The following is a 23306-nucleotide window of genomic DNA, read 5'->3' on the forward strand; positions in this document are numbered from 1 at the left end:
CGGTTCGAAGCCCGGACGTACAACAATGCGGGCGGATCCGACCTGTACCCATAATGGATCGTTCTCCGGCTCCGGTGACGTGACGGTCACGGCGCGGAAGGTTGCAGAGGCTGATGCCAGGTTCTGCAATATTTTAACTGATGCACCGTTACGTTCTGTTCGGCACACCACGCCTTTAACGTTTGCCCGCTTGCCCGATAGGCCGCGATACGTTTAACCCATAGTTCCTGCAGCGTCTCTTCCATCCGAATCCATCCTCTCATTGTATGATGGATTCATTGTGACAGGCTTTGCTTTATATGAACAGGTGTGTTCGGTTTGACGCTTACTTTGTTTTGAAAGAAATGAGTCGGCTCTCGTTGATTTGTTGGATGAAGAGGATCGAGACCTGATCGATATGTTAGTTCATAAATCACGATGGCATGATAATTTGAACGATGTTTTGAATTCGCTGAATCCGTCCTATCTAACGCTAAACCCAATAGAAGTGAACCCAATCTTTGCCCACCAAATATGGAACTGGTTATCGTCGGTTTCGAAGGAAATCCAGAATATTAGATGGGACTCCTGGGCGAGACTTCTTAAACGAGATAATCCGGTATATAATGCAGCATTGCTCATTAAAGATGCCCGTAAAATGGCGCTGATCTCAGGTGCCGGGCTTTCGGTTGATTCCGGGGTAAAGGACTTCCGTTCTTCAAGTGGATGGTGGCGAAATATAGATCCTAGAACGGTCGCGACAGTTGATGCGGTGGAATCAAATTATGATCTTTTTCATGAATTTTATTCGATGCGCATTACGCAGTTGAAAGATATTGTACCCCACAAAGGGCATTTAATCTTATCGGAGTGGGAGAAGCAAGGCATACTAGCCAGCGTTAGCACTCAGAATGTTGATGGTCTACATCAAGCCGCTGGTAACCAATCCGTATATGAACTTCATGGAACTATTCTGAAATATCGTTGTCACGAGTGTGGAGCGCCGCACACGGAAACGTCGTTTTTACAGAAACAGAGATGCTCCTGCGGCGGTAAACTTCGCCCCAATGTTGTCCTTTTTGGCGAATCCTTGCCTTCAGAAGCTTGGGATCACTCCATAGACGCCATCAAAGAGGCTGATCTTGTGTTGGTTATCGGAACAAGCTTACAAGTAGCGCCAGTTAATCAGCTGCCTTTCCTGACTAATGGCAAGTTAATTTTTATCAATGCAGAAGAAACCGGTTATGAGGATAAGATCGACATTTTCATCAAGGGTAGAGCGGAGGATTGTTTGGTTGCGATAAAGGAATGGTTGGATTTTTTAGAGTAGGAAGAAGTGGTTTAAGTTTGGGCCGTTCATTCCCTATTGGGGTAAAATCGGCTTTTTGAAGCTATAAGGATTCTTTTAAATCAAGAATCAGACGAAATTAGTGCAACAGAGGCGTCTTCGAAGAGTTGCCGTAAAATTGTCACAAAGTTACGTGCAAAAGCAAAATAACACAGCATAAAAGAAAGGAAAAAGACGCTGGATGGAGCAAACCTTATTAGGAGAGATGGTGTAACGGTGATTACACGGCAGGTAAAGATCAGATTAATACTATTTCAAAGGGATTTCTTCTCAAAGCAGAGAAGGGTCTTCAACAATGAATATGACATCTAAAAGAATAACAATAACAATTTTGGGTCGGAATTTGTTACTATCCCTAAAAAAGGTTCTGTTGCGAGAAGAGAAGGAATACATTTTCCAATCGACCCGTTAATCTATGTCAACAATAGAAAGAACATCAATCTTAGGTCTATTAATCGCTTATTTAATGTGGATTTAATATTAAACAGAAAACTCAAAACGGTACTCCCCTATGAGGGATAGAAAATGAGGATAGTGAAAACCTTTAACCATTTCTGGTGGAAGGTTTTTATTTTTGGCACAATAATTGCTTGATAGTTTAACAAGAAAATACCCTGAAGAAAGGATAATTTTTTATGTTAACTCTATTAAATTTTTTTGCCTTCCTAGCTGTCACGGGATTCGCTGTTTACTTGTTTCTTCATGTCGTCTACAGCCGCTATCTGTTTGTCAAGCTTGGTAAGAAAGCGGATCATGAACCGAACCTTAAAGAACGAATCAATGCTGTACTGATTAATGGGTTCGGACAGAGAAAATTGTTTAAAGATAAGAAAAGCGGCTGTATGCATTTGATCTTGTTTTATGGCTTTATGATCATCCAGGTGGGACTGATTGAACTCGTCATTAAAGGATTTAGTAAAGGCTATGAATTCCCTTTCGGTGATGGACACAAATATTTCAGTCTTCTACAGGAGTGGACCACCTTCCTGATGCTAATTGCCGTGGGCTATGCGGCTTTCCGCCGCTATGTGGAGAAGCTGAAGCGATTGCAATGGAAGCGGGATGGTAAAGCGATGTTTGTCTATATTGGGCTAACCATTCTAACCCTGTCGATCCTAATCACGCTGGGCTTTGAAACCCTGATGCTTGGTCACAAACCCGATTTGGTATATGCTCCCTTCTCTGGATTGGTGGCCCTCGCGTTCTCCGGCATCGGAACGACTGCAGCCACCGTCATGTTTTATGTCTTTTGGTGGGTGCATATGCTGATCGTGTTAACCTTCATGGTCTTCGTTCCGCAGTCCAAGCAAGCACACGAGCTATTCGCGATGTTCAATATCTTTTTTAAGAAAGTCGGACCTGTAGGGAAATTGAGAAAAATTGATTTTGAGAATGAAGAAATCGACGAATACGGAGTTGGGAAAATTGAGAACTTTACCCAACAGCAGCTGATCGATCTGTATGCCTGTGCGGAATGTGGACGTTGCACGAACATGTGTCCTGCTTCTGGAACGGGAAAGACCTTATCTCCGATGGATCTCATCGTCAAGATGAGGGATCACCTGACGGAAAAAGGAGCGGTAATCACGTCTCGTTCGCCTTGGATGCCCGATTTTGCCTGGAAGAGCACGAAAGCCAACCAACTGGCCATACAAGGGGCGGCTTCCTCGGAGGTCGCAGCAACCATGGAATTCCCTAACTTGATTGGGGATGTCATCACGGAGGAAGAGATATGGGCGTGTACAACCTGCCGCAACTGTGAGGATCAATGTCCAGTGGCCAATGAACATGTCGATAAAATCATTGATATGCGCCGTTACTTGGTGTTAACGGAAGGTAACATGCCGCACGAAGCGACGCGGTACTTCCAAAATATTGAACGTCAAAGCAATCCATGGGGAATTAACCGCAAGGAAAGGATCAAATGGCGCGAAGAGCGTGAGGACATTGAGGTTCTGACCGTCAACGAAGTGGAAGAATTCGAGTATCTGTTCTGGGTTGGTTCAATGGGATCATTTGATAAGCGAAGCCAGAAGATCGCCCAATCTTTTGCAAAAATCATGAATACAGCTGGCGTGAAGTTCGCGATCCTTGGAAACGAAGAGAAGAACACAGGAGATACGGCTCGTCGGATGGGGAATGAATTCTTATTCCAGCAGCTTTGCCAAGAGAATATTACCACATTCCAAGCTTATAAAGTAAAGAAAATCGTTACGATTGACCCTCATGCCTATAATACGTTTAAAAACGAATATCCCGAATTCGGGTTGGAAGCAGAAGTGTACCATCATACCCATTTAATTTACCAGCTGCTAAAAGAAGGGAGAATCAAGCCGGATCAAGAAGTGAATGAGGTTATTGTTTATCATGATTCCTGCTATTTAGGACGATACAACGAGGTCTATGATATTCCGCGTGAAATCCTTCGCTTTATTCCAGGGGTAAAAGTGGCTGAAATGGAGCGAAACCGCGAGGATGCCATGTGCTGCGGGGCAGGCGGCGGAATGATGTGGGTGGAAGAAACGCAAGGAAAGCGCATAAATGTAGATCGGACAGAACAAGCGCTGCTACTGAATCCGACGACTATTGGAAGCAACTGTCCATACTGCTTAACCATGTTAAGCGACGGCACAAAAGCAAAAGAAATGGAAGAACAGGTGAAAACCTTGGATATTGCGGAAATTGTGGAGCGATCCTTATTATCCCAATAGCTCAACGGATAGATGCTTTTGTGCATCTTTGATGCATAAAAGCATCGTGGCGGACAAAACCTCTGCTTGTGCATCAAAATGATTCCTAACGTAATATATCGATGCTGTTTTGCATCAACCCATCCCTGTTTCGCTAGGAAAAGAGGATAAATGTTCTGGCATGAAAATTGCTTTTAAATATTAGCAGAGAAGAGAAGAAGAGAACATATAGAATCTCAAACTTAATTAGGAGGATAAATGATTATGAATATATTGGTTTTGATGAAACAAACCTTTGATACCGAAGAGAAAATTCATATCCAGAATGAAAAAATCAGTGAGGATGGGGTAGAGTTTATCATCAATCCTTATGATGAGTACGCTGTCGAAGAGGCAGTGAAGATTAAAGAGGAAACAGGAGCCAATGTAACCGTTATAACCGTGGGACCCTCCCGGGCGGAAAGTGCTCTTCGTACAGCCCTTGCGATGGGTGCGGACAAGGCGATCATCGTAGAGGCAGAACAGTTTGATGCAGATGAATACACGATGGCCAAGATCATTGCATCAGCTGTAAAGGGAGAAACTTATGACCTTATACTGGGTGGAAATATGGCAGTGGACTCCGGATCTGGTCAGGTTGCCATCCGGGTAGCTGAAGAATTAGGAATGGCTCATATTTCTACTATTACGAAGCTGACCATTAGTGGAGGAAAAGCAACGGTCGAACGTGATGTGGAGGGGGACTCGGAAATTCTAGAAGTTGCCCTTCCAGTGTTGGTCACAGCACAACAGGGATTAAATGAACCTCGTTACCCTTCTCTTCCAGGAATCATGAAGGCAAAGAAAAAGCCGTTAAAGCGACTGTCTATAGACGATTTAAATCTATCTCAGGAGGATTTGGCAGTGCGGACAACAGTGATAAGCCAATATTTGCCTGAAAAGAAGCAGGCCGGAAGAATCCTGCAGGGGGATGCATCTCAGCAGGTTCATGAACTAGTTCAATTACTAAGGAATGAAGCAAAAGTAGTTTAATAAGGGGTGGCTAAGATGAGTAAAAGAATATTGGTATTGACGGAAATCAAGGATAACAAGTTGCGAAATATTTCGTTTGAAGCTCTTACGGTAGCAAACCGATTAGCCGAAGGAGGGGAAGTGATTGCGGGACTGTTTAGTCCGAATGCTTCTTCCTATAGAGAGGAAATCGGGCGGTTCGGGGCCGACAAATTGTATGCTGCGGAAATGGATGTGTTCGCTTCCTATTGTACAGATGCTTTTGTGCAGGCATTTATTCAATTAGTGGATGAGACCAATCCTGATGTCATCTTGCTGGGGCATACAGCTATGGGAAAGGATCTGGCGCCAAGAGCCGCAGCAAATCTGGGAATCGGGTTAATTTCTGATTGCACCGGTATTCAGGATGAAAATGGGACGATCGTATTTACTCGTCCAATCTACGCCGGGAAGGCTTTTCAGAAAAAGACGTTTGTGGAAGGGATGGTATTTGCCACTCTGCGTCCTAACAACTTCAAAATTAAAGAATGTGTTAAAAATACCGAGGTTATCTCCTTGCAGCCAGAAATCAAGGATATCCGAACCATTATTAAAGAAGTGGTCACGAAAGCTAGCTCAGGAATTGATCTGAGTGAAGCTAAAATAGTGATCTCTGGAGGCCGTGGGGTTAAAAGTGCAGAAGGCTTTAAGCCGCTTCAGGAATTGGCTGAGGTTCTTGGTGCTGCGGTTGGAGCTTCTCGAGGGGCATGTGATGCGGAATATTGCGATTACAGTTTGCAGATTGGACAAACTGGCAAGGTTGTGACACCTGATCTATACATTGCATGCGGAATTTCTGGAGCTATTCAGCATTTGGCGGGAATGTCGAACTCGAAATTTATCGTTGCGATCAATAAAGATCCGGAAGCACCGATTTTCCAGGTGGCTGATTTTGGCATCGTAGGAGATTTATTTGAGGTCGTGCCATTGTTAACTGAGGAATTTAAAAAAGTGCTCGTGACAGCTTAAACAATAAACACAAAAAAGGGGCTTAGGACCAGAAGGTTATTATCCATATAGGTCAGCCCCTTTTTGTGTTTATGCATTTTTAGGATGATACCTATCTCTTTGTTACTTATGGCTACTCAGACAAGGGTGCGAAAAATCGTAGTTGCTTATCCATCGAGTTAAAGCGGCATACGCAACTTCTGGATAGGGGGAAGGAATAGGTGTTGGTGCTCTAGTAATGTATTTTGATGCGCCAAGGCATCGGAATTTCACTGAAAAATCTCGCATTTTGACAACAAAAGATAGAAAAATGAAGCGCTTGCAAGCGTTATGTCAAATTGATGCTATAATACATCTTAGATGCATTGTGGCATCAGAAAGATGAGGCAAAGCTGCATATTTTTAAGGGAAATGTCAATTTAAAGGGATTAATAGAGTTGGCATGAAAATTGCTGATATTAAAAAGTGTAAGCGCTTGGAGCGTTTTAAGGAGTGAGGATCATTGCTAGTCAAAGTAAAGGATATCATGACTAAAACTTCTTTTAGATTTTTTGCTCGGGAGAATTTGTCTCAATGCATCTCGGTATTCATGGAAAAAAGATTAGAAGGGGCATTGGTCTTTAACCAACGCGATGAGTTGGTTGGTATCCTGACGGCAAAAGAATTGCTGAAAGGGGTTTCGCTGGGTCTGCCTGATATATCTGAAATCATTAGTCCTTGCGATCAAATCTTGAGTGAGGATGATAGCATCGAATCGGTCACACATTTGGAAGGAATCATCTTTCCAGTTCAAAATAGGAAAAAGGAAATGACCGGATTTGTTACCAGGTTGGATATCCTGACGAAATACGGCGAAGTCACGCAGGAAAAGCTGAGCACATTAGATGCCATTTTTAACTCAGCTCACAATGGGATATTATCCATTGATGAAAAAGGATATATTACTTCGATCAACCCGCAGGCAGAAAAAATGGCGGGGACTACCCGGGAGCAAGCGGTCGGACAATTCCTTACCGATGTCGTTGTGACTTCCGGTCTGCTGGAAGTGGTAAGAACCGGGAAACCGCACCATGAAAAATATCAAGCCGGTAAAAGAAAATACATCACCAATCGATCACCGATATTCCGCAATGGTCAAGTCATTGGAGCTGTAGGCGTTTTTCAGGACATATCGGAAATCGAGTATGTTTCGCAAGAACTCAGCAGTGTGAAAGAAATTTTACACGAAATGGATATGGTAATGAACTCTTCCTACGATGGCATCTTGATTACCGATCATACGGGAAGAATCATTAAAGCCAATCAAGCTTTTCAGCGAATTCTTGGATGGGATGAGCAGCCAGAAAATTTCAAGTCTTTAAGAGGGACCTATTTAGAATCAGCCATTATATCTTCTGTCCTGGAAACGAAAGAGATGGTTACCGTCATAGAAAGAAACAAGTGCAAGAACAATTTGCTGTTTATAACCGCCACACCCGTACAGGATAATGCTTCAGGCATTCATCGCATCGTAGTAAATATCCGTGATATTACAGAAATCGATAATCTGCGGAGCCAGCTGGAAGAAGCAAAAAGGCATCTTGACAGGTTGGAAAATGAAAGAACCCAGAACAGTGAGTTCATTTCCCGTTCAACTGTGATGGATCAGGTAGTCCAAACCGTTAAAATGGTTGCTCGAGTGGATTCCACCGTTCTGATCCTTGGTGAATCAGGAGTAGGGAAAGAAGAGATATGCAAGCTAATCCATTATTATAGTGAACGCAGCCAAAAGCCACTTGTGAAGGTCAATTGTGGAGCGATCCCAGAGAATTTGCTTGAGTCTGAATTGTTTGGCTATGAAGCCGGAGCATTTACGGGGGCCAATAAGAACGGGAAAATGGGTTTGTTTGAATCCGCCAACGGCGGAACCCTATTTCTAGATGAGATTGGGGAAATCCCCCTTTTGTTGCAAGTAAAGCTACTCAGGGTTTTACAGGAAAGGGAATTTACGCGGGTAGGTGGAGTAAAACCGAAAAAAATTAATGTTCGCATTGTCGCTGCGACAAATAAAGACTTAAAGGAATTGGTCGAAAAAGGGCAATTTAGAGAAGATCTCTACTACCGATTAAATGTAGTTCCGATCCAGGTCCCTCCTTTGCGAGAGAGAATGGATGATATTCCCGCTTTGATACCCTTGTTCCAAAAAAAGTTTTCAGGTCAATACAAAATGGAGAAGGTTTTTTCATCCGACTCCATCCAGGCTCTATTGCATTATCACTGGCCAGGAAATGTTCGCGAGCTTGCCAATGTGGTTGAACGTTTGTTCGTGACAACAGCGGGGCCAATGATTGAGCTTAAGGATGTCAATATGATTGTGGGCAAGGTACCAGCGCAAGAAAACCAAGGTGTTTATGTAAACGGCATTATTCCGTTGAAAGAAGCCATCGATGAAGTGGAAAAGCAGTTAATTACAAAGGCATTTGATTTGCTTAAAAATACGAGGCGTACAGCAGCGGCATTAGGGATTAACCAGTCCACTGTGGTACGTAAAATGCAGAAGTTTCAGAAGAATGAAAATTGGATGGAGGGGATTGATATATCATGATCGACAACTTGTTATCTCCGTCTTCCATTGCCGTTGTTGGAGCGTCCCATGAGTATCAAAAAAACGGCGGAAGGGTTTTGATCAACCTCATCAAATCAAGGTTTAGCGGGTCGATTTACGCCGTGAATCCGAATCATGAAGATGTGTTGGGGATGCCGTGCTTCTCTTCTTTAATAGAAATACCGAATGAGGTTGATCTAGCCTGTATCTTGGTCCCTATGCCTGACATTCCGGATGTACTGCGGAATTGCATTGAAAAAGGGGTTAAGATGGCTGTCATTTTCAGTTCCGTTTTCATAGAAACTTCTGCGGAAGGACAAGTGATTCAAGAAGAAATTCAGTCCGTCATTAAAGGAAGTTCCCTGCGAATAATGGGACCCTATGTGCCAAACTTTTTTAACTTTCGAGATAGGTGGGCCTTATCCTTTTCTTCGCAGTTTGACCCGCATCGACTCCTCCATGGTTCAGTAGGAGTGATAACACAAGGGCTGAATTTGGGGAGAGCGGTGATCGACGTCAATGAGAAGGGAATCGGCTTCAGTTACTTAGTTTGTCCAGGATGGGAAATGGACCTGGATACGAATGATTTCCTCGAATGGATGATCAATCAGGAGGATACCCAAGTTATTTTGCTGGTTTTGGCAAGTAATCCTGACCCAAACCGTTTCCTAGGATTGCTCCATGCTGCAAGGGAGAAAGTTAAACCCATCGTGCTGTTAAAAATTGGCCAATCCACTCGGTCCATGGAGATTATGGCAAGGTCTGAACCGGATGATAGAAAGCCATGTGTCTCTTCCTCCCTGTACAAGCATCCGGCGATTATTGAAGCAGATGATCTGGATGAACTTGTTCAACTGGGATGGCTGTTAAATACTTTTAAGGAGGTTTATCAGGGAAGAACTATTATTTTTTCATGGGGAGTGGATATATCCTTCTTCCTCGTAGATTTGTGCGAAAAATATGGGATCTATCTTCCTGCCCTCTCCCAGTGGCTTCAAGAGCAATTATCTTCGGCGGGTTCAGGAAGCAACCGACTGATGAATCCTTTGGATCTTTTTGAAGGAGTCTATCAAACGCCGGCTTTATTTTACGAGGGGATACAGTCAATCATAGATTCCGGGGAATATGACATTATTTTGATGCCGATTCCGTTTAGGGTGGATGTCCTCACGGAAGATATGGCTCATCTGCTAATCGAAACAGCCAAGGCAAATCCGGGTATCGTTCTGCTTCCTATTTTTATGAGCACAGGAGAATGTAAAGGGATCGCTTATGAGATGATTCGCGAGAGCGGGATACCTTACTTTACTCGAGCAGAAACCGCAATCAAAACGCTGTCCCTATTCTTGCGATATAAAATTTACAACAACAATTACTAGGAAGGGAGTTAAGAAAAAAATGATAAAAAATATCGCTGTTATCGGAAGCGGCGTGATGGGCAGAGGGATCGCCTATACCGCTGCCGTATCCGGGTTTAAGGTGATACTCCAAGACATTTCAGAAGAATCGCTGTCTAAAGCGAAATCTTATATTACCGCGGAATTGGGCAGAAGTGTGGAAGGAGGATATCTCCAAGCCGCTCAACGTGACCAGGCTCTTGAGCATTTATCCTATACGTCAAATATCGAAGAAGCTGCCAAATCAGCTGACCTCGTGATCGAAGCTGTGTTGGAGTTGATGGAACTAAAGATCGACATATTCAAAAAAATAGATAGGATTGCACCCAGTCATGCGATTCTAGCAACGAACACATCGACTATGAGCCCTACGGAAATTGCGGCACAAACTTCCCGGCCCGGCCAATGTGTAGCTATGCATTTCTTCAATCCAGCCCACAAGATGAAATTGATAGAAATCATACGCGGCTTAGAGACTTCGAATGACACGGTATCACTGGTAAAAGAAGTCGTGAAGCAAATGAATAAAGAGTCGGTTGAGGTTAATGAATTTCCTGGTTTTGTCACGAGCCGCATGAATTGCTTAATCGGCAATGAAGCGATGAATATGCTTATGGAAGGGGTAGCCTCCGCAGAAGATATCGATAAAGCGATGAAATTGGGCTTGAACCACCCTATGGGTCCTCTGGCGCTCGCAGATTTGGTAGGATTGGATAGCCGTCTGCGCAACATGGAGTACCTCCATAAAACATTAGGGGAAAAATATCGTCCTTGTCCTCTATTAGTTAAATACGTAATGGCTGGAAGATTGGGACGCAAAACAGGGGCTGGTTTTTATGTATACGATAAGTAATATACTGCTCGAAGTAATTGATGGAATCGGGGTCATCAAAATCAATCGTCCGGAAGCGCGAAATGCCTTAAATAAGGATACGCTCCGAGAGTTGGAAGAAGCCCTTGTCCAGTGTGAACAGATGAAGGAAGTGAAAGTGATCGTCATTACGGGTGCAGGGGATAAATCGTTCGCCGCGGGAGCCGATATCAAGCAGCTCCATGAGAGAAGCATGCTGGAAGCCCTTGTCCCGGGAATTCAGGCGACCTACAAGAGAATTGAAAATAGTAGCAAAGCCACGATCGCTGCGATCAATGGGTTTGCTCTCGGCGGGGGGTGTGAGCTCGCCTTGGCTTGCGATATTCGCATAGCGGCTGATCACAGCAAACTGGGGCTTCCTGAGCTAAATTTGGCCATCATTCCAGGAGGCGGAGGAACCCAACGCTTGGCAAGAATCGTGGGCAAGGGAAGAGCCCTGGATATGATCCTTACCGGCAAGCTGATAGGCGGCAAGGAAGCGGAGAGCATCGGACTGGTTTCCTGTTCCGTTCCTTCCGAACAACTGTGGGATGCCGTCAAGGAAACGGCCGGTCAAATCATGAGCAAGGGACCCGTTGCGGTCCAATTAGCGAAAATGGTTGTTCATCGCGGCTTTGATGCGGATCTGGATACAGCCTTGATGCTGGAAAAAATGGCACAAAGCATTGCTTTCGGAACAGAAGATAAAAACGAAGGAACCAAGGCATTTTCGGAAAAGAGAAAAGCCAATTTTCAAAATAATTAAAGGAGTGCAGATTGAAAATGAACTTCGAATTACCTGAAGATATACTAGCTATTAAAAACGGGGTGAGAGATTTCATTAGGGACGAAGTTGATCCTTATGCTAATGAAATTGAAGAAACAGATGAAATTCCTGCTCGAATCATGGATTTATCTAAAGAAATGGGTTTGTTTGGGCTAAGCATTCCAGAAAAATACGGCGGATTGGGTATCGATATGTTGGGTAAGTGCGCCGTGTATGAGGAGTTGGGGAAGACCCACAACGGCTATACCACGGTCATAGGCGCCCACGCAGGAATCGGTACCGTGGGAATTGTGGAGATGGGGAATGAAGAGCAAAAGAAAAAATACTTACCGGACATGGCGGCAGGCGATCGGATCGGTGCTTTTGCCTTAACGGAACCCAATGCCGGATCTCAAGCCTACAATTTAAAGACAAGGGCCGTCCGAAAAGGTGACAAGTACATCATTAATGGATCCAAGCACTTTATTACCAATGCTCCGATTGCCGATGTATTTACGGTCATGGCGATTACCGATCCGGAAAAAGGACCGAAAGGGATCACTTCCTTCATTGTAGAAAAGGACTTCCCTGGTTTTTCCATCGGGAAAATCGAAGAAAAAATGGGACTACGCGGATCGCATTCAGCTGAACTCTTCCTTGAAGACCTGGAAGTTCCCGTTGAGAATGTCTTGGGTCAAGAAGGACAGGGATATGTTAATGCGCTTAAAATCCTGGCTAATGGAAGAGCAGGCTTGGCAGCGAGAAATCTTGGATCTGCGCAAAAGCTGCTGGATATGAGTGTAAAGTATGCCCAAGAAAGAATTCAATGGGGAAAACCGATCATTGAGATTCAAGCCGTACAGCATTTGCTTGCGGAAATGGCGACAGACATTGAATCGCTTCGCTGGTTCACCTGGCGTGTAGCCTGGATGACCGATCAAAACATGAACATTGCAAAAGAAGCAGCCATGGTAAAGCTGTATGGTTCTGAGGTGTACAACCGCGTAGCTGATAAGGCTGTACAAATTCATGGGGGAATGGGTTATATCAAGGAATTCCAGGTTGAACGTTATTATCGTGATGCCCGCATTACCAAGATTTATGAAGGAACCTCTGAAATACAGAAAAATATCATCGCAGCTCAGTTAAATAAACAATACAAAGGATAAGGGGAGAGGAACTATGAGAAATGCTGTAATCATTGATTCTGTACGTACGGCGATAGGCCGCATGGGAGGCAGCCTGAAGGATGTTACGGTTGATTTTTTGGCGGCAAAGGTCATTGATGAAATCGTCGCAAGAACTGGAATCAACCGTCAGGAGGTTGATGAAGTCATTCTGGGGCAAGCCAAGCAAAGCACGGACTCAGCGAACTTAGCTCGTTTATCCCTACTGCGTGCAGGTCTTCCTGTTGAGGTACCCGGGTATACCGTACACCGTCAATGCGGAGCGGGTCTTCAGGCTATTAATAATGGGGTACAGCAAATTGCGTGCGGGCTTTCTGATATAGTCATCGCTGGCGGTTCTGAAAGCATGAGTACAGCTCCTTACTATATTCGCAATGTCCGCTATGGATTGGGAGCCGGAAACGGAGAACTTCTTGATCCGAATACGGAAAGCCAACCGCGTTCCCAGCCTATTGAAGTGTACGGCAATTTAACCATGGGATTAACGGCAGAAAATTTGGCGGAAAAATACGGGATCTCCCGGGAAGAACAGGATGAATTTGCAGTACGGAGCCAAAAGCTTGCCCATCAAGCGATAGAAGAAGGACGCTTTAAGCAGGAGATTGTTCCTTATGAAATCAAAACCAGAAAGGAAACAATCATCTTTGATACGGATGAGCATCCGCGTCTGACGAGCTTGGACAAACTGAGTACCTTAAAGCCTGTTTTTAAAAGCGGCGGGTCGGTAACTGCGGGGAACAGCAGCGGCCGGAATGATGGTGCTAGTGCGGTTTTATTGATGTCGGAGGAATCTGCTCAAAAATATGGATTGAAGCCGAAGGCCAAGATTTTAGCCCAAGCCGTATCCGGGGTCTCTCCGGAAATCATGGGGATAGGACCTGTACCTGCCACGCAAAAAGCGTTGAAGATGGCCGGCCTGTCGCTTGATGATATCGGGCTAATCGAACTGAATGAAGCTTTTGCCGCTCAAGCGTTAGCAGTTATTAAGGAACTGAATATGAACCTGGATCGAGTGAATGTGAATGGCGGGGCAATTGCCTTGGGACATCCGATTGGAGGAACCGGTGCTATCCTAATGACAAAGCTTTTGCATGAAATGGAGCGCCGCGGCGAAAAGTACGGACTTGTTACCCTGTGCATTGGCGGTGGACAAGGCATTACAACCATTGTAGAAAATATGCAGGTTTAGGGAGAGGGGAAAGTATGGCACGCCTAAAAGATAAAGTGGGTGTGGTAACCGGAGGAGGCCAGGGCATTGGCCGGGAGACAGCAAGGCGTTTGGCTCAAGAGGGCGCCATCGTTTATGTGATGGAAATCCGTGAGGATCTGGTACATGCCGCTTGTGACGAGTTTTTGCAGCAAGGCCTGTGTGTTTATCCGCTCGTGGGAGATGTAACCAATCGAGAGCAAGTTGAACATCATATGGCATCTATCGTCCAAAAACATGGTCACCTCGATATTCTGGTAAACAATGCTGGCGTAATTCGGGATAATTTGATTCATAAAATGACCGACAGTGATTGGAATACTGTACTGAATATCCATTTGAACGGAATGTTTATTTGCAGTCAAACAGCTCAGTCCTATATGGTTAAACAAAAATATGGAAAAATAATAAACCTTTCATCGACATCAGCATTAGGAAACCGAGGTCAGGCAAACTATGCCACAGCCAAGGCAGGTATTCAAGGATTTACTAAAACTCTTGCAATTGAACTAGGCGGTTTTGGAATAAATGTGAATGCGGTTGCACCAGGTTTTATTGAAACCCAAATGACACGAAACACCGCAGAAAGAGTGGGAGTCCCTTTTGAAGAATGGGTTCAAAAAAGGGTATCTACCATTGCTCTAGGACGATCAGGAAAACCAATAGATGTTGCCAATGCGGTTTTGTTTTTAGCTTCAGAAGAAGCAAGCTTTATAACAGGTCAAGTTTTGTATGTAAAAGGTGGACCTTAAAGATCTGCCTTATACAATAAAAACAAATTAAAAGGGGGATAAAAAATGAAAAAATTGTTCTTATTGTCCACATTAATCTTTTCCTTGGTTGTAGGGGGATGCTCTCAATCTTCTTCTAATTCAGAAGCCAAACCTACCGATACAAAAGCGGAGCAAGGACAAGCCCAGAGTGACTTTCCATCAAAAGCAATCGAGATTGTTGTACCATATGCTCCTGGCGGAGGTACCGACACAGCTGCTCGTGCCTTGGCAAGTGTAGCAAGCAAATATTTGCCAAACGGGCAATCTGTTGTAGTTGTAAATAAGCCTGGTGGCGCTTCAACCGTAGGAATCACAGAAGTATTTAATTCTAAACCGGATGGTTATAAATTGATTATGGTTACAACAACGGGAACCTCCATACAGCCTCACTTCGGTAAAACAATTTATAGTCATGATAGTTTTGAACCGATTATTCGTGCCGTTTCCACTCCGCAGGTATTAGTTGTCAAGAAGGATGCGCCATGGAAAACCTTTGAGGAATGGCTAGACTATGCAAAGAAAAATCCTGGTGTATTCACATACGGATCAGCAAATGCAGGCGGAACAGCTCACCTTGCTATGGAAGCGGTATCTTTCGCTGCAGGAGTTCAAACAAAAAACGTACCGTTTGAAGGCGCCGCTCCTGCTGTTACAGCTTTAATGGGTGGACATGTTCAGGGAGCAGCAGTTCAAGTTCATGAGGCAAAGGCGCAAATTGATGCAGGTGAAGTTCGACCATTAGTGAACATTGGAACTAGAAAAGTAGATGCTTACAAGGATACCCCTTTAGCAAAGGATAAAGGATTGGATGCTGGCTTGGATGTTTATACCGGTTTGCTTGCACCTAAAGGCACTCCTAAAGAAGTCGTAACCATTTTGCATGATGCATTTAAAAAATCACTTGAAGATCCAGCTGTTATTGAACAATTTAATAAATTAGGAATCGATCCTACCTATGCAGGCCCGGAAGAATTCCAAAAGGATATTTCTGATAGCTTTGAACTTAGTGGAAAAGTCTTAAAACAGGTTGGTTTGGTTAAGTAATAGAGATTATATTGGGGTGGGGTGTACATTAAAAACTGTATACCCCATTCAATCTCTCCATTTTGTCAGAGAGGACGGTGTAAACGTGAAAAGGTTTAATGCAGGTGTGTGGGCCGGAATCTTCATGATGTTCTTTACCCTTGTATTTTTGGTTCAATCACTAGATTATGCCTATACAGGATCATTAGGACCTGGACCTGGCTTTTTTCCAATTTGGATTTGCGTCATATTGTTAATCCTATGTTTGTTATATATCTTTGAATCACTAAAAGCCGATGGTGAAGAAGGAGAAAAACTGCCCAATGGAACAGCTCTTAAAAACATTGGTTTTATTTTGCTGTCTATGGTTGTTTATATCCTTTTAGTATCATTTTTAGGATTTGTTTTGACAAGTACGATCTTCTTATTTGCCTTATTGTATAAGGAATATAAATGGTATTCCAATTTAGGGATTTCTGCGGGGGTATCCATTCTATTATTTTGGGTATTTGGTTCTGTACTGCACGTAGCGTTGCCAGTAAATGGACTGGGTTGGTAAGGAGGGGGATGTATGGAATCAATACATTTGTTGCTCAATGGATTTAGTCATGCACTCACGCTTTGGAATCTTCTATATTGTTTCATTGGCGTATCTATCGGTATGTTCGTAGGAGTATTACCCGGACTCGGTCCAGTGGCCGGAACAGCACTTTTAATTCCAATAACATACGGTATGGAACCTGTTTCTGCCATTATTATGCTGGCTGGAATATTTTATGGCTCAATGTATGGAGGAACGATTACTTCGGTTCTCATTAACACTCCAGGAGAATCTGCGTCTGTAGTTACTTGTATTGATGGCCATCAGCTAGCCAAACAAGGACGTGCGGGTACAGCCTTGGGAGTTGCAGCTATTGGTTCTTTTATTGGAGGAGTAGTGGCTGTTATTGCTCTAACCCTTTTAGGACCTCCACTGGCTAGATTCGCATTAAAATTTGGGCCGCCTGAGTATTTTGCCCTTATGCTTCTGGGGTTGCTTTTGTTAGTTGGACTGATGGGCAAATCGATCATAAGAGGATTAATTGCGGCTTTCTTAGGTTTACTTTTAGCCTTTATTGGAATGGATCCCATTTCCGGCGAGATTCGATTTACATTTGGGCAAATGAGATTAATGGAAGGGATCGATTTTGTAATACTTGCCATGGGGCTGTTTGGAATATCCGAGATTCTACTAAACGCAGAAAATAAAATGAAAATGGACACGCCTGCAGAAATCCACGGCCTTTTACCTAGACGAGAGGAATGGAAACCGACACTAAAATCTATTGGCCGAGGTACAAGTATAGGCATGATTATCGGGTTGATTCCCGGAGCTAATGCAGTCATTGCCTCGCTTATTTCTTATTCACTGGAAAGAAAATTATCAAAGGATCCTTCCCGGTTCGGTAAGGGAGCTATTGAGGGGGTAGCTGGTCCCGAAACAGCAAATAACGCACATAGTGGAGCTGCTCTAATTCCATTATTTACTCTTGGGATTCCAAGCTCTCCTACTGTGGCTGTCATATTAGGTGCTTTTATGATGCATGGCTTAACTCCCGGTCCCGCACTTTTTCAAAATAACCCTGATTTTGTTTGGGGGGTTATTGCTAGTATGTTCATCGGGAATTTAATTCTATTGATATTCAATCTTCCTTTGGCAAAAGTATGGGCAAAAGTGGCTACCATTCCTTATAAACTCTTATTTCCTCTGATTTTAATGCTTACTATGGTGGGAACATATAGCATTAATAATAGTTTATGGGATGTAGGAATGATGATCTTCTTTGGTGTTGTGGGTTATTTTATGAAGAAGTTGGATATTCCAATGGCAGCGACCGTGTTAACCTTTGTGTTGGGTTCGCAAATTGAATCCTCATTTCTTCAGTCCCTTGCAACGTCTCGAAATGGTCTGATGATCTTTTTCCAACGACCCATATCAGGGACTCTGATGAGCATTGGTATAATCATCTTAGTCATCAGTATTATAAGCGGATTTAAGAATAAAAGGAAACATTTGGCAAGTGACATGGAATTGTAGCTTTTTATTGGATAAATAAGGAGCAGAAAGGATGAGGAATGTGAAAAAAATATTGACACCTGAAGAAGCTGTGAAGCTGGTTAGACAAGGGGATACCCTTATGGTAGGAGGTTTTGGATTATCGGGAGCCCCCCTTACCCTGGTGGACGAATTGATTAAACATTCAGCGCGAGAATTAACCATCATTAGTAATAACCTAGGAGAGCCAGGGAAATTTTTAGGTAGACTTCTTCAAACTGGACATATTCGCAAAGCTATTGGTTCTTATTTTACTACCAACCGGGATGCCGTTGAAGCTTGGAAAAAAGGAGAACTTGAAATTGAGCTGATTCCACAAGGTTCTTTAGCTGAAGCGATGAGGGCTGGGGGTGCTGGAATCGGAGGATTTTATACCAGGACTTCGCTTGGGACAAAGCTGGCAGAAGGAAAGGATCATAGAGAGATCGATGGTGAGCTTTTTGTATTCCAAAAAGCATTAAAGGCGGATGTATCTTTGATAAAAGCCCATAAAGCAGATAAATTGGGGAATCTAGTTTATTACAAAACGGCTCTAAACTTTAACGCTGCAATGGCAACTGCCGGCAAAATAGTGATCGCGGAAGTAGATGAGATCGTAGAACAGGGAGAACTCAATCCGGAAGAAATCAGAACTCCCCATGCCTATGTTGACTATGTAGTATTGAGCAAATATACAAAAAAAGACGGTCGTTATGTGATCTAGAAAGGTTGAAGTAACCAATATGTATAAGGATGTCATGATCGAGACCAATGGAAAGGTTCTCTATGTTGTCCTCAATCGACCCGAAGCTTTAAATGCAATTAGTCCTGACATGCGGGATGGACTAATGGAAGCTATTAATTTAGCAAAAATAAACAAAGAAATAAAAGTAGTGCTTATAACTGGAGCGGGACGTTCTTTTTGTTCAGGCGGGGATATCAAAGCAATGGGGAAACGGACTCCAGTCTCCCGGTTTGATTATTTAGGAGCGATGAACGATTTAATCCTGGCCATGACCGAATTGGAAAAGCCGATTATAGCCGCTGTTCATGGTTTTTCTGCAGGATTAGGGGTTAGTGTCGCCTTGGCCTGTGATCAGATTATAGCGGCGGACGATGCTAAGTTTGTTTTAAGTTTTTCCAAGGTTGGACTCATCTCCGACGGTGGGGCCCTCTTTTTCCTCGCACAATCGCTTGGAGCTTATCGGGCAAAGGAATTATTGTTCCATGCACAACCGTTTGATGCGGTACAGGCGAAGGAATGGGGTTTAGTAAACCGCGTTTATCCGGCGGAGCAATTCAAACAGGAAGCGATAGATTACGCCAGGAAGCTTGCTGATGGACCTATCCGTTCCTATGGACTTCTTAAAAAGATGACGAATCGCTCGCTTTATGCCGATTTGCCTGTGTTTTTGGATTTGGAGCGAAGCACACAGTCCGTCATGGGAACGACGGAAGATCATAAAGAAGGAATCCAGGTTTTCCTGGAAAAGCGTTCTCCTCAATTTCAAGGGGAGTAGGGATTAAGCCGTAAAATTTTTCAAGGAGGGTAAGAACGATGTCAAAAACAATTGCACCAGATCGAATAAAAATTGCCAGAAGATTAGCGCAGGAATTAGAAGAAGGGCAAATCGTCAATCTTGGAGTAGGGATTCCGACGCTTGTTCCGGACTATATCGAAGAAGGAAAAAATGTTTATCTGCAATCCGAAAATGGTCTTCTTGGTATGGGACCTACCCCTTCTGAGGAAGAAATCGATATGGATCTGATTAACGCCAGCAAGCTCCCTATCACTACATTGCCTGGTGCCTCCATTTTTGACAGTGCAGATGCTTTTGCTATGATTCGCGGCGGTCATATTGATGTAGCGCTGCTTGGTGCCTTACAGGTCGACCAAACAGGTGAGCTGGCGAACTGGGCTGTACCCGGCCAAGATATTCTAGGGGTTGGAGGAGCTATGGATCTGGTGATGGGGGTAAAGAAAGTCGTCCTTGGCTTATCCCTTCAATCGAAAAACGGCGAAAAGAAACTTGTGAAAAAATTGACCTATCCGAGTAGCGGAGTAAGAAAAGCGGATATGGTGGTTACCGAGAAAGCTGTTTTTGAATTCGTCGATAACAAGATGGTTCTTATTGAAATGGATAATGATCTGACCGTTAACGATTTAAGAGGAATGGTAGAAGCAGAATTTGAAGTTTCTCCCCAGCTTAAATTGGTTTCGGTGGATTGGTAGGGTCCAGTCATGTATATCAAGACGTTGGATTTAGCTCGAAAAGATATCTATAAACTCCTTATCGGGACCGTGGTTCCGCGACCGATTGCCTGGATCTCTACCCAAAGCGATGAGGGTGTACTCAATTTGGCACCCTTTAGTTTTTTTTCTCCGATATCCAGTGAACCTCCATTAGTATGCATATCCATTGGCAGTCATAAGGACCGTAAAAAGGATACCCTGTTAAACATCGAATCCACAGGAGAGTTTGTGATCAATACGGTGACTGAGGAATTGGTCGAGCAAATGGAGCAGAGTGCAACGGAATATGCAGCTAAAGTTGATGAGTTTGAACGGGTTGGCTTAACGCCGGAAAAATCCCTCATGGTGAAACCGCCACGGGTAAAAGAAGCAAAAACAGCCATGGAATGCCGGCTGCATCAGCTCGTATCCCTGGGTGGCGATTTTACTCTCGTTATCGGAGAAGTCATAGGTTTTCACATATCGGAAGACGTCTATGTAGCGCCCTATAAGATCGATCATAATAAATTAAAAGCAGTGGGCAGACTCGCCAGAAGCTACGCGAAAACAAACGATGAGTTTACCGTTACGAGAAAGGGAGATGCCTGATGGGTTGGAAAGAGGATCCATTTTTTTTAGGAATAGCGGAAACGTTTAAACAAAGTCCATTTTGGAATCTTTTAGGTTTTCAGCTTCATCATTTAGAAGCAGGTGAAGTTCAGTTAAAACTGGATATACGAGAAGAGCTTTTCAATGCGGCATCAAACGTACACGGTGGAGCCTATGCCTCCATTTTGGATACAACCATGGGAATGACGGTTCGCACAGTCACGGAAGGATCACCTGCCGTCACGGTCAATTTGAACGTTAATTTCCTAAAGGCGGTCAATCAGGGGACAATCCTGAGTGTAGGAAAAATCATAAACCTTGGGGGAGGTTTAGTGACGGTTGAGGCTCAGTTGTTTGATGATAACCAAACGTGCATTTCTCACGCCACGGGGATTTTTAAATGGATGAAAAGGAAAGGGTGATGAAAGATGAAGGATATCGATATCTTAAACTTCTTGCTAACCATCGCTCGGTCCGTCATTTCACATCTCAAGACATCCCGGATAGGCTCTTAAGGAATTTGATTTCGGTGGCGCAGACGGCATCAACCTCAAGCAATCTTTAAGCCTACTCCATTATTAAAATAGAGGATAAAGAAAAACGGAACAGGATATCCGGGATCACCGGCAACCAGAAGCATGTAGCGGAAGCCCCTGTATTCCTCGTCTTCTGCGGTGATCTTCATCGGTTAAAAGCAGCCGGGGAGTTGGAAGGAAAAGAGTTTAAAATGAATTATATCGAGTCTTTTATCGTGAGCACCGTCTATACCGCCATCCTTGCTCAAAATTTTTTGGCGGCGGCGGAACTGGCCGGATTAGGCGGGGTTTATGTAGGGGCATCAGGAACAATATGCAGAAAATGATGGACCTATTGGAGCTGCCCAGCTACACCTATCCTATCTTTGGCATGTGCATCGGATACCCTGATCCGGAGCGCCTGCCGGATAGAAAACCCCGTTCTTCCTTGGATGACATTTTACACTACGACCGTTATGATCAAGAAAAAACAGAGCGTTCCATCCGGGAATATGATCAGATAATGAAGACTTATTATGAACATCGGGATTCAAACAATCAGATTCAGACATGGTCGGAGCGAGTATTGCAGCAATATAGCGGGCCGAGGAGAACTTCGGTCAAGCAATGCTTGATTGAACAAAAATTCACTTTGAACTAAAGGGTCGACATTAAAAAATAAAAGTTGTTGGATATGTACTATCTTTTCTCATCGTTGCATTTATTGGCTATTTTTGATAAATTATCGGAATTCTTCATCATTCCCCGATTAAAGGATGCAGAGCGAACGAAAAAATTTCGATATACGTACAGAAAGATCGGATAGGACAGCGGATATTGTGATCTGGTTGACAGGGGTGGCTTTTTTCTTTGCTACCTCATTCGATTATCTCATGCAGCCATGGATGTTAATTTCGATGCTTATTTTTTTGATGTTTTATCTCATGAAGAAAATCCTGATTCGCGGCATGAACAATGTCACGGAAACCGGACAAGATCTATGCCAGAAAAAGAATGGACACAAAGCTGGTGTATGGCTGTTTTTATATTCGTCGGACTGGCTGGAATCGGATATCTTATGGCCATTAAGCCTATGTAAAACATGGGTTTTCTTTTATAGAGGAGGATAAGAAATGCATATTGCTGTAATAGGAGCAGGTGCAGTTGGCGGATTCTTTGGAGCTGTCCTGAGGAACGCGGGGCATCGCGTAACGTTTTTAGCGAGGGGAAACCATCTGCAGGCAATGAAGAAGGACGGGCTGTTTATTCACTCCGGCTTAAACTCGTTTCAAGTGTACGGCACATTTACCGATGACATGGCAGATGTGAGGGATGCCGACTTGCTGCTCTTTTCTGTGAAGTCTACGGATACCCGGCAAATGGCAGAGGCTGTTAGCCCGTTTTTGAAAATGGATTCTATCATTCTTACGGTGCAAAACGGGGTTGATAATGAAGAGGTTCTCACCGGAATTTTTGGAGAAGATCGCGTGCTTGCCGGCTCGGCTTATATTACCTCGCGAGTGGATAAACCGGGGGTGATCAGGCAGGAGGGTACGTATTCCCTCGTGATCGGCGCGATGACTTCGTCCAGCAAGGATAAAGCAGCATACACGGCTGACCTATTTCAAAGCACAGGCATCGACTGCAGGCTTTCGGATTCAATTCTCGAACGGAAATGGGACAAGCTCTTGTGGAATGTAACCTTTAATCCTTTATCAGCGGCAGCGAGGGCTACGATAGCAGACATCTTGGACCACCCGCCATTGCATGCGACTGCACAAAAAGCACTGCATGAGGCTGTCGAAATCGCCCGGGCAGAAGGAATAGAAATTCGCCAAAAGGTAATTGACCGTATTTTTCCCCAGGGGGAAGCAGTAAGACATCATAAGACCTCGATGTTACAGGATCTGGAATCCGGCAGGGCAATGGAAGTGGAATCCCTTTGCGGCTATTTCGTTCGCAAAGCTCATATCCATGGAATACAAGTTCCTGTTCTCAGTACGATGTACAGTATTTTGACTTCGCTGGATCAGGGAAACAACATTGCAAAATAGAATATATTACGAAGGGGTG

Annotated in this window: 23 protein-coding genes; 22 read left to right on the plus strand and 1 reads right to left on the minus strand. The window is 43.9% G+C overall.

Going from position 1 to position 23306, the window contains the following annotated elements; translation table 11 throughout:
* Positions 1 to 86 precede the first annotated feature (86 nt).
* On the minus strand, positions 87 to 245 hold the full coding sequence (gene tnpA, locus ACZYR9_RS09420; protein WP_488978223.1) for an IS66 family insertion sequence element accessory protein TnpA: 159 nt from the start codon (positions 243 to 245) through the stop codon (positions 87 to 89).
* Between the two features lie 368 nt (positions 246 to 613).
* Between tnpA and ACZYR9_RS09425 the strand changes: the two genes are divergently transcribed.
* The 22 genes from ACZYR9_RS09425 (at position 614) to ACZYR9_RS09530 (ending at position 23287) form a co-directional block, all read left to right on the plus strand.
* On the plus strand, positions 614 to 1309 hold the full coding sequence (locus ACZYR9_RS09425; protein WP_488978380.1) for an SIR2 family NAD-dependent protein deacylase: 696 nt from the start codon (positions 614 to 616) through the stop codon (positions 1307 to 1309).
* 653 nt (positions 1310 to 1962) lie between these two features.
* Positions 1963 to 4038: a (Fe-S)-binding protein gene (locus tag ACZYR9_RS09430; RefSeq protein WP_488978224.1), complete on the plus strand. Its 2076-nt coding sequence runs from the start codon at positions 1963 to 1965 to the stop codon at positions 4036 to 4038.
* A gap of 243 nt (positions 4039 to 4281) precedes the next feature.
* The gene (locus tag ACZYR9_RS09435; protein ID WP_488978225.1) at positions 4282 to 5049 is read left to right on the plus strand and encodes an electron transfer flavoprotein subunit beta/FixA family protein; all 768 of its coding nucleotides are present in this window, start codon (positions 4282 to 4284) and stop codon (positions 5047 to 5049) included.
* Positions 5050 to 5064: 15 nt separating this feature from the next.
* The gene (locus ACZYR9_RS09440; RefSeq protein ID WP_488978226.1) at positions 5065 to 6036 is read left to right on the plus strand and encodes an electron transfer flavoprotein subunit alpha/FixB family protein; all 972 of its coding nucleotides are present in this window, start codon (positions 5065 to 5067) and stop codon (positions 6034 to 6036) included.
* Between the two features lie 481 nt (positions 6037 to 6517).
* Positions 6518 to 8599 carry a sigma 54-interacting transcriptional regulator gene (locus tag ACZYR9_RS09445; RefSeq protein WP_488978227.1) on the plus strand — a complete coding sequence of 694 codons (2082 nt, stop codon included), beginning with the start codon at positions 6518 to 6520 and terminating at the stop codon, positions 8597 to 8599.
* Positions 8596 to 9978, plus strand: a complete 1383-nt coding sequence (locus tag ACZYR9_RS09450; RefSeq protein WP_488978228.1) for a CoA-binding protein — start codon at positions 8596 to 8598, stop codon at positions 9976 to 9978. Before ACZYR9_RS09445 ends, ACZYR9_RS09450 begins: the two co-directional genes overlap by 4 nt.
* 22 nt (positions 9979 to 10000) lie before the next feature.
* Positions 10001 to 10849, plus strand: coding sequence for a 3-hydroxyacyl-CoA dehydrogenase (locus ACZYR9_RS09455; protein ID WP_488978381.1), 849 nt, complete (start codon positions 10001 to 10003; stop codon positions 10847 to 10849).
* The gene (locus ACZYR9_RS09460) at positions 10833 to 11612 is read left to right on the plus strand and encodes an enoyl-CoA hydratase/isomerase family protein (RefSeq protein WP_488978229.1); all 780 of its coding nucleotides are present in this window, start codon (positions 10833 to 10835) and stop codon (positions 11610 to 11612) included. Before ACZYR9_RS09455 ends, ACZYR9_RS09460 begins: the two co-directional genes overlap by 17 nt.
* 17 nt (positions 11613 to 11629) lie before the next feature.
* On the plus strand, positions 11630 to 12781 hold the full coding sequence (locus tag ACZYR9_RS09465) for an acyl-CoA dehydrogenase family protein (protein ID WP_488978230.1): 1152 nt from the start codon (positions 11630 to 11632) through the stop codon (positions 12779 to 12781).
* Positions 12782 to 12794: 13 nt separating this feature from the next.
* Positions 12795 to 13988, plus strand: a complete 1194-nt coding sequence (locus ACZYR9_RS09470) for a thiolase family protein (protein ID WP_488978231.1) — start codon at positions 12795 to 12797, stop codon at positions 13986 to 13988.
* Positions 13989 to 14002: 14 nt separating this feature from the next.
* Positions 14003 to 14758: a 3-oxoacyl-ACP reductase FabG gene (gene fabG / locus ACZYR9_RS09475; protein ID WP_488978232.1), complete on the plus strand. Its 756-nt coding sequence runs from the start codon at positions 14003 to 14005 to the stop codon at positions 14756 to 14758.
* A gap of 45 nt (positions 14759 to 14803) precedes the next feature.
* Complete coding sequence (locus tag ACZYR9_RS09480) at positions 14804 to 15823, plus strand: Bug family tripartite tricarboxylate transporter substrate binding protein (protein ID WP_488978233.1); 1020 nt, start codon at positions 14804 to 14806, stop codon at positions 15821 to 15823.
* An 85-nt stretch (positions 15824 to 15908) separates the two neighbouring features.
* Positions 15909 to 16361: a tripartite tricarboxylate transporter TctB family protein gene (locus ACZYR9_RS09485; RefSeq protein ID WP_488978234.1), complete on the plus strand. Its 453-nt coding sequence runs from the start codon at positions 15909 to 15911 to the stop codon at positions 16359 to 16361.
* Between the two features lie 12 nt (positions 16362 to 16373).
* Complete coding sequence (locus ACZYR9_RS09490) at positions 16374 to 17879, plus strand: tripartite tricarboxylate transporter permease (protein WP_488978235.1); 1506 nt, start codon at positions 16374 to 16376, stop codon at positions 17877 to 17879.
* 31 nt (positions 17880 to 17910) lie between these two features.
* On the plus strand, positions 17911 to 18600 hold the full coding sequence (locus ACZYR9_RS09495) for a CoA transferase subunit A (RefSeq protein WP_488978236.1): 690 nt from the start codon (positions 17911 to 17913) through the stop codon (positions 18598 to 18600).
* Between the two features lie 34 nt (positions 18601 to 18634).
* On the plus strand, positions 18635 to 19396 hold the full coding sequence (locus ACZYR9_RS09500) for an enoyl-CoA hydratase/isomerase family protein (protein WP_488978382.1): 762 nt from the start codon (positions 18635 to 18637) through the stop codon (positions 19394 to 19396).
* A gap of 38 nt (positions 19397 to 19434) precedes the next feature.
* Positions 19435 to 20109, plus strand: a complete 675-nt coding sequence (locus ACZYR9_RS09505) for a 3-oxoacid CoA-transferase subunit B (RefSeq protein WP_488978237.1) — start codon at positions 19435 to 19437, stop codon at positions 20107 to 20109.
* Positions 20110 to 20118: 9 nt separating this feature from the next.
* Positions 20119 to 20718, plus strand: a complete 600-nt coding sequence (locus ACZYR9_RS09510) for a flavin reductase family protein (RefSeq protein ID WP_488978238.1) — start codon at positions 20119 to 20121, stop codon at positions 20716 to 20718.
* The gene (locus tag ACZYR9_RS09515; protein ID WP_488978239.1) at positions 20718 to 21140 is read left to right on the plus strand and encodes a PaaI family thioesterase; all 423 of its coding nucleotides are present in this window, start codon (positions 20718 to 20720) and stop codon (positions 21138 to 21140) included. The genes ACZYR9_RS09510 and ACZYR9_RS09515 overlap by 1 nt, the downstream gene beginning before the upstream one ends.
* A 305-nt stretch (positions 21141 to 21445) precedes the next feature.
* Positions 21446 to 21580: a hypothetical protein gene (locus tag ACZYR9_RS09520; RefSeq protein WP_488978240.1), complete on the plus strand. Its 135-nt coding sequence runs from the start codon at positions 21446 to 21448 to the stop codon at positions 21578 to 21580.
* A complete protein-coding gene (locus tag ACZYR9_RS09525; protein WP_488978241.1) occupies positions 21568 to 21894 on the plus strand; it encodes a nitroreductase family protein in 327 nt (108 codons plus the stop codon). Before ACZYR9_RS09520 ends, ACZYR9_RS09525 begins: the two co-directional genes overlap by 13 nt.
* A 472-nt stretch (positions 21895 to 22366) precedes the next feature.
* On the plus strand, positions 22367 to 23287 hold the full coding sequence (locus tag ACZYR9_RS09530; RefSeq protein WP_488978242.1) for a ketopantoate reductase family protein: 921 nt from the start codon (positions 22367 to 22369) through the stop codon (positions 23285 to 23287).
* Positions 23288 to 23306 lie beyond the last annotated feature (19 nt).

It is taken from the genome of Paenibacillus sp. F024, from assembly GCF_057814255.1.

Coding starts and splice junctions, on each gene's coding strand:
- tnpA (WP_488978223.1), bottom strand. CDS start 245: ATGGAAGAGACGCTGCAGGAACTATGGGTTAAACGTATCGCGGCCTAT.
- ACZYR9_RS09430 (WP_488978224.1), top strand. CDS start 1,963: ATGTTAACTCTATTAAATTTTTTTGCCTTCCTAGCTGTCACGGGATTC.
- ACZYR9_RS09435 (WP_488978225.1), top strand. CDS start 4,282: ATGAATATATTGGTTTTGATGAAACAAACCTTTGATACCGAAGAGAAA.
- ACZYR9_RS09440 (WP_488978226.1), top strand. CDS start 5,065: ATGAGTAAAAGAATATTGGTATTGACGGAAATCAAGGATAACAAGTTG.
- ACZYR9_RS09450 (WP_488978228.1), top strand. CDS start 8,596: ATGATCGACAACTTGTTATCTCCGTCTTCCATTGCCGTTGTTGGAGCG.
- ACZYR9_RS09460 (WP_488978229.1), top strand. CDS start 10,833: ATGTATACGATAAGTAATATACTGCTCGAAGTAATTGATGGAATCGGG.
- ACZYR9_RS09465 (WP_488978230.1), top strand. CDS start 11,630: ATGAACTTCGAATTACCTGAAGATATACTAGCTATTAAAAACGGGGTG.
- ACZYR9_RS09470 (WP_488978231.1), top strand. CDS start 12,795: ATGAGAAATGCTGTAATCATTGATTCTGTACGTACGGCGATAGGCCGC.
- fabG (WP_488978232.1), top strand. CDS start 14,003: ATGGCACGCCTAAAAGATAAAGTGGGTGTGGTAACCGGAGGAGGCCAG.
- ACZYR9_RS09480 (WP_488978233.1), top strand. CDS start 14,804: ATGAAAAAATTGTTCTTATTGTCCACATTAATCTTTTCCTTGGTTGTA.
- ACZYR9_RS09490 (WP_488978235.1), top strand. CDS start 16,374: ATGGAATCAATACATTTGTTGCTCAATGGATTTAGTCATGCACTCACG.
- ACZYR9_RS09495 (WP_488978236.1), top strand. CDS start 17,911: ATGAGGAATGTGAAAAAAATATTGACACCTGAAGAAGCTGTGAAGCTG.
- ACZYR9_RS09500 (WP_488978382.1), top strand. CDS start 18,635: ATGATCGAGACCAATGGAAAGGTTCTCTATGTTGTCCTCAATCGACCC.
- ACZYR9_RS09505 (WP_488978237.1), top strand. CDS start 19,435: ATGTCAAAAACAATTGCACCAGATCGAATAAAAATTGCCAGAAGATTA.
- ACZYR9_RS09510 (WP_488978238.1), top strand. CDS start 20,119: ATGTATATCAAGACGTTGGATTTAGCTCGAAAAGATATCTATAAACTC.
- ACZYR9_RS09515 (WP_488978239.1), top strand. CDS start 20,718: ATGGGTTGGAAAGAGGATCCATTTTTTTTAGGAATAGCGGAAACGTTT.
- ACZYR9_RS09520 (WP_488978240.1), top strand. CDS start 21,446: ATGAATTATATCGAGTCTTTTATCGTGAGCACCGTCTATACCGCCATC.
- ACZYR9_RS09525 (WP_488978241.1), top strand. CDS start 21,568: ATGCAGAAAATGATGGACCTATTGGAGCTGCCCAGCTACACCTATCCT.
- ACZYR9_RS09530 (WP_488978242.1), top strand. CDS start 22,367: ATGCATATTGCTGTAATAGGAGCAGGTGCAGTTGGCGGATTCTTTGGA.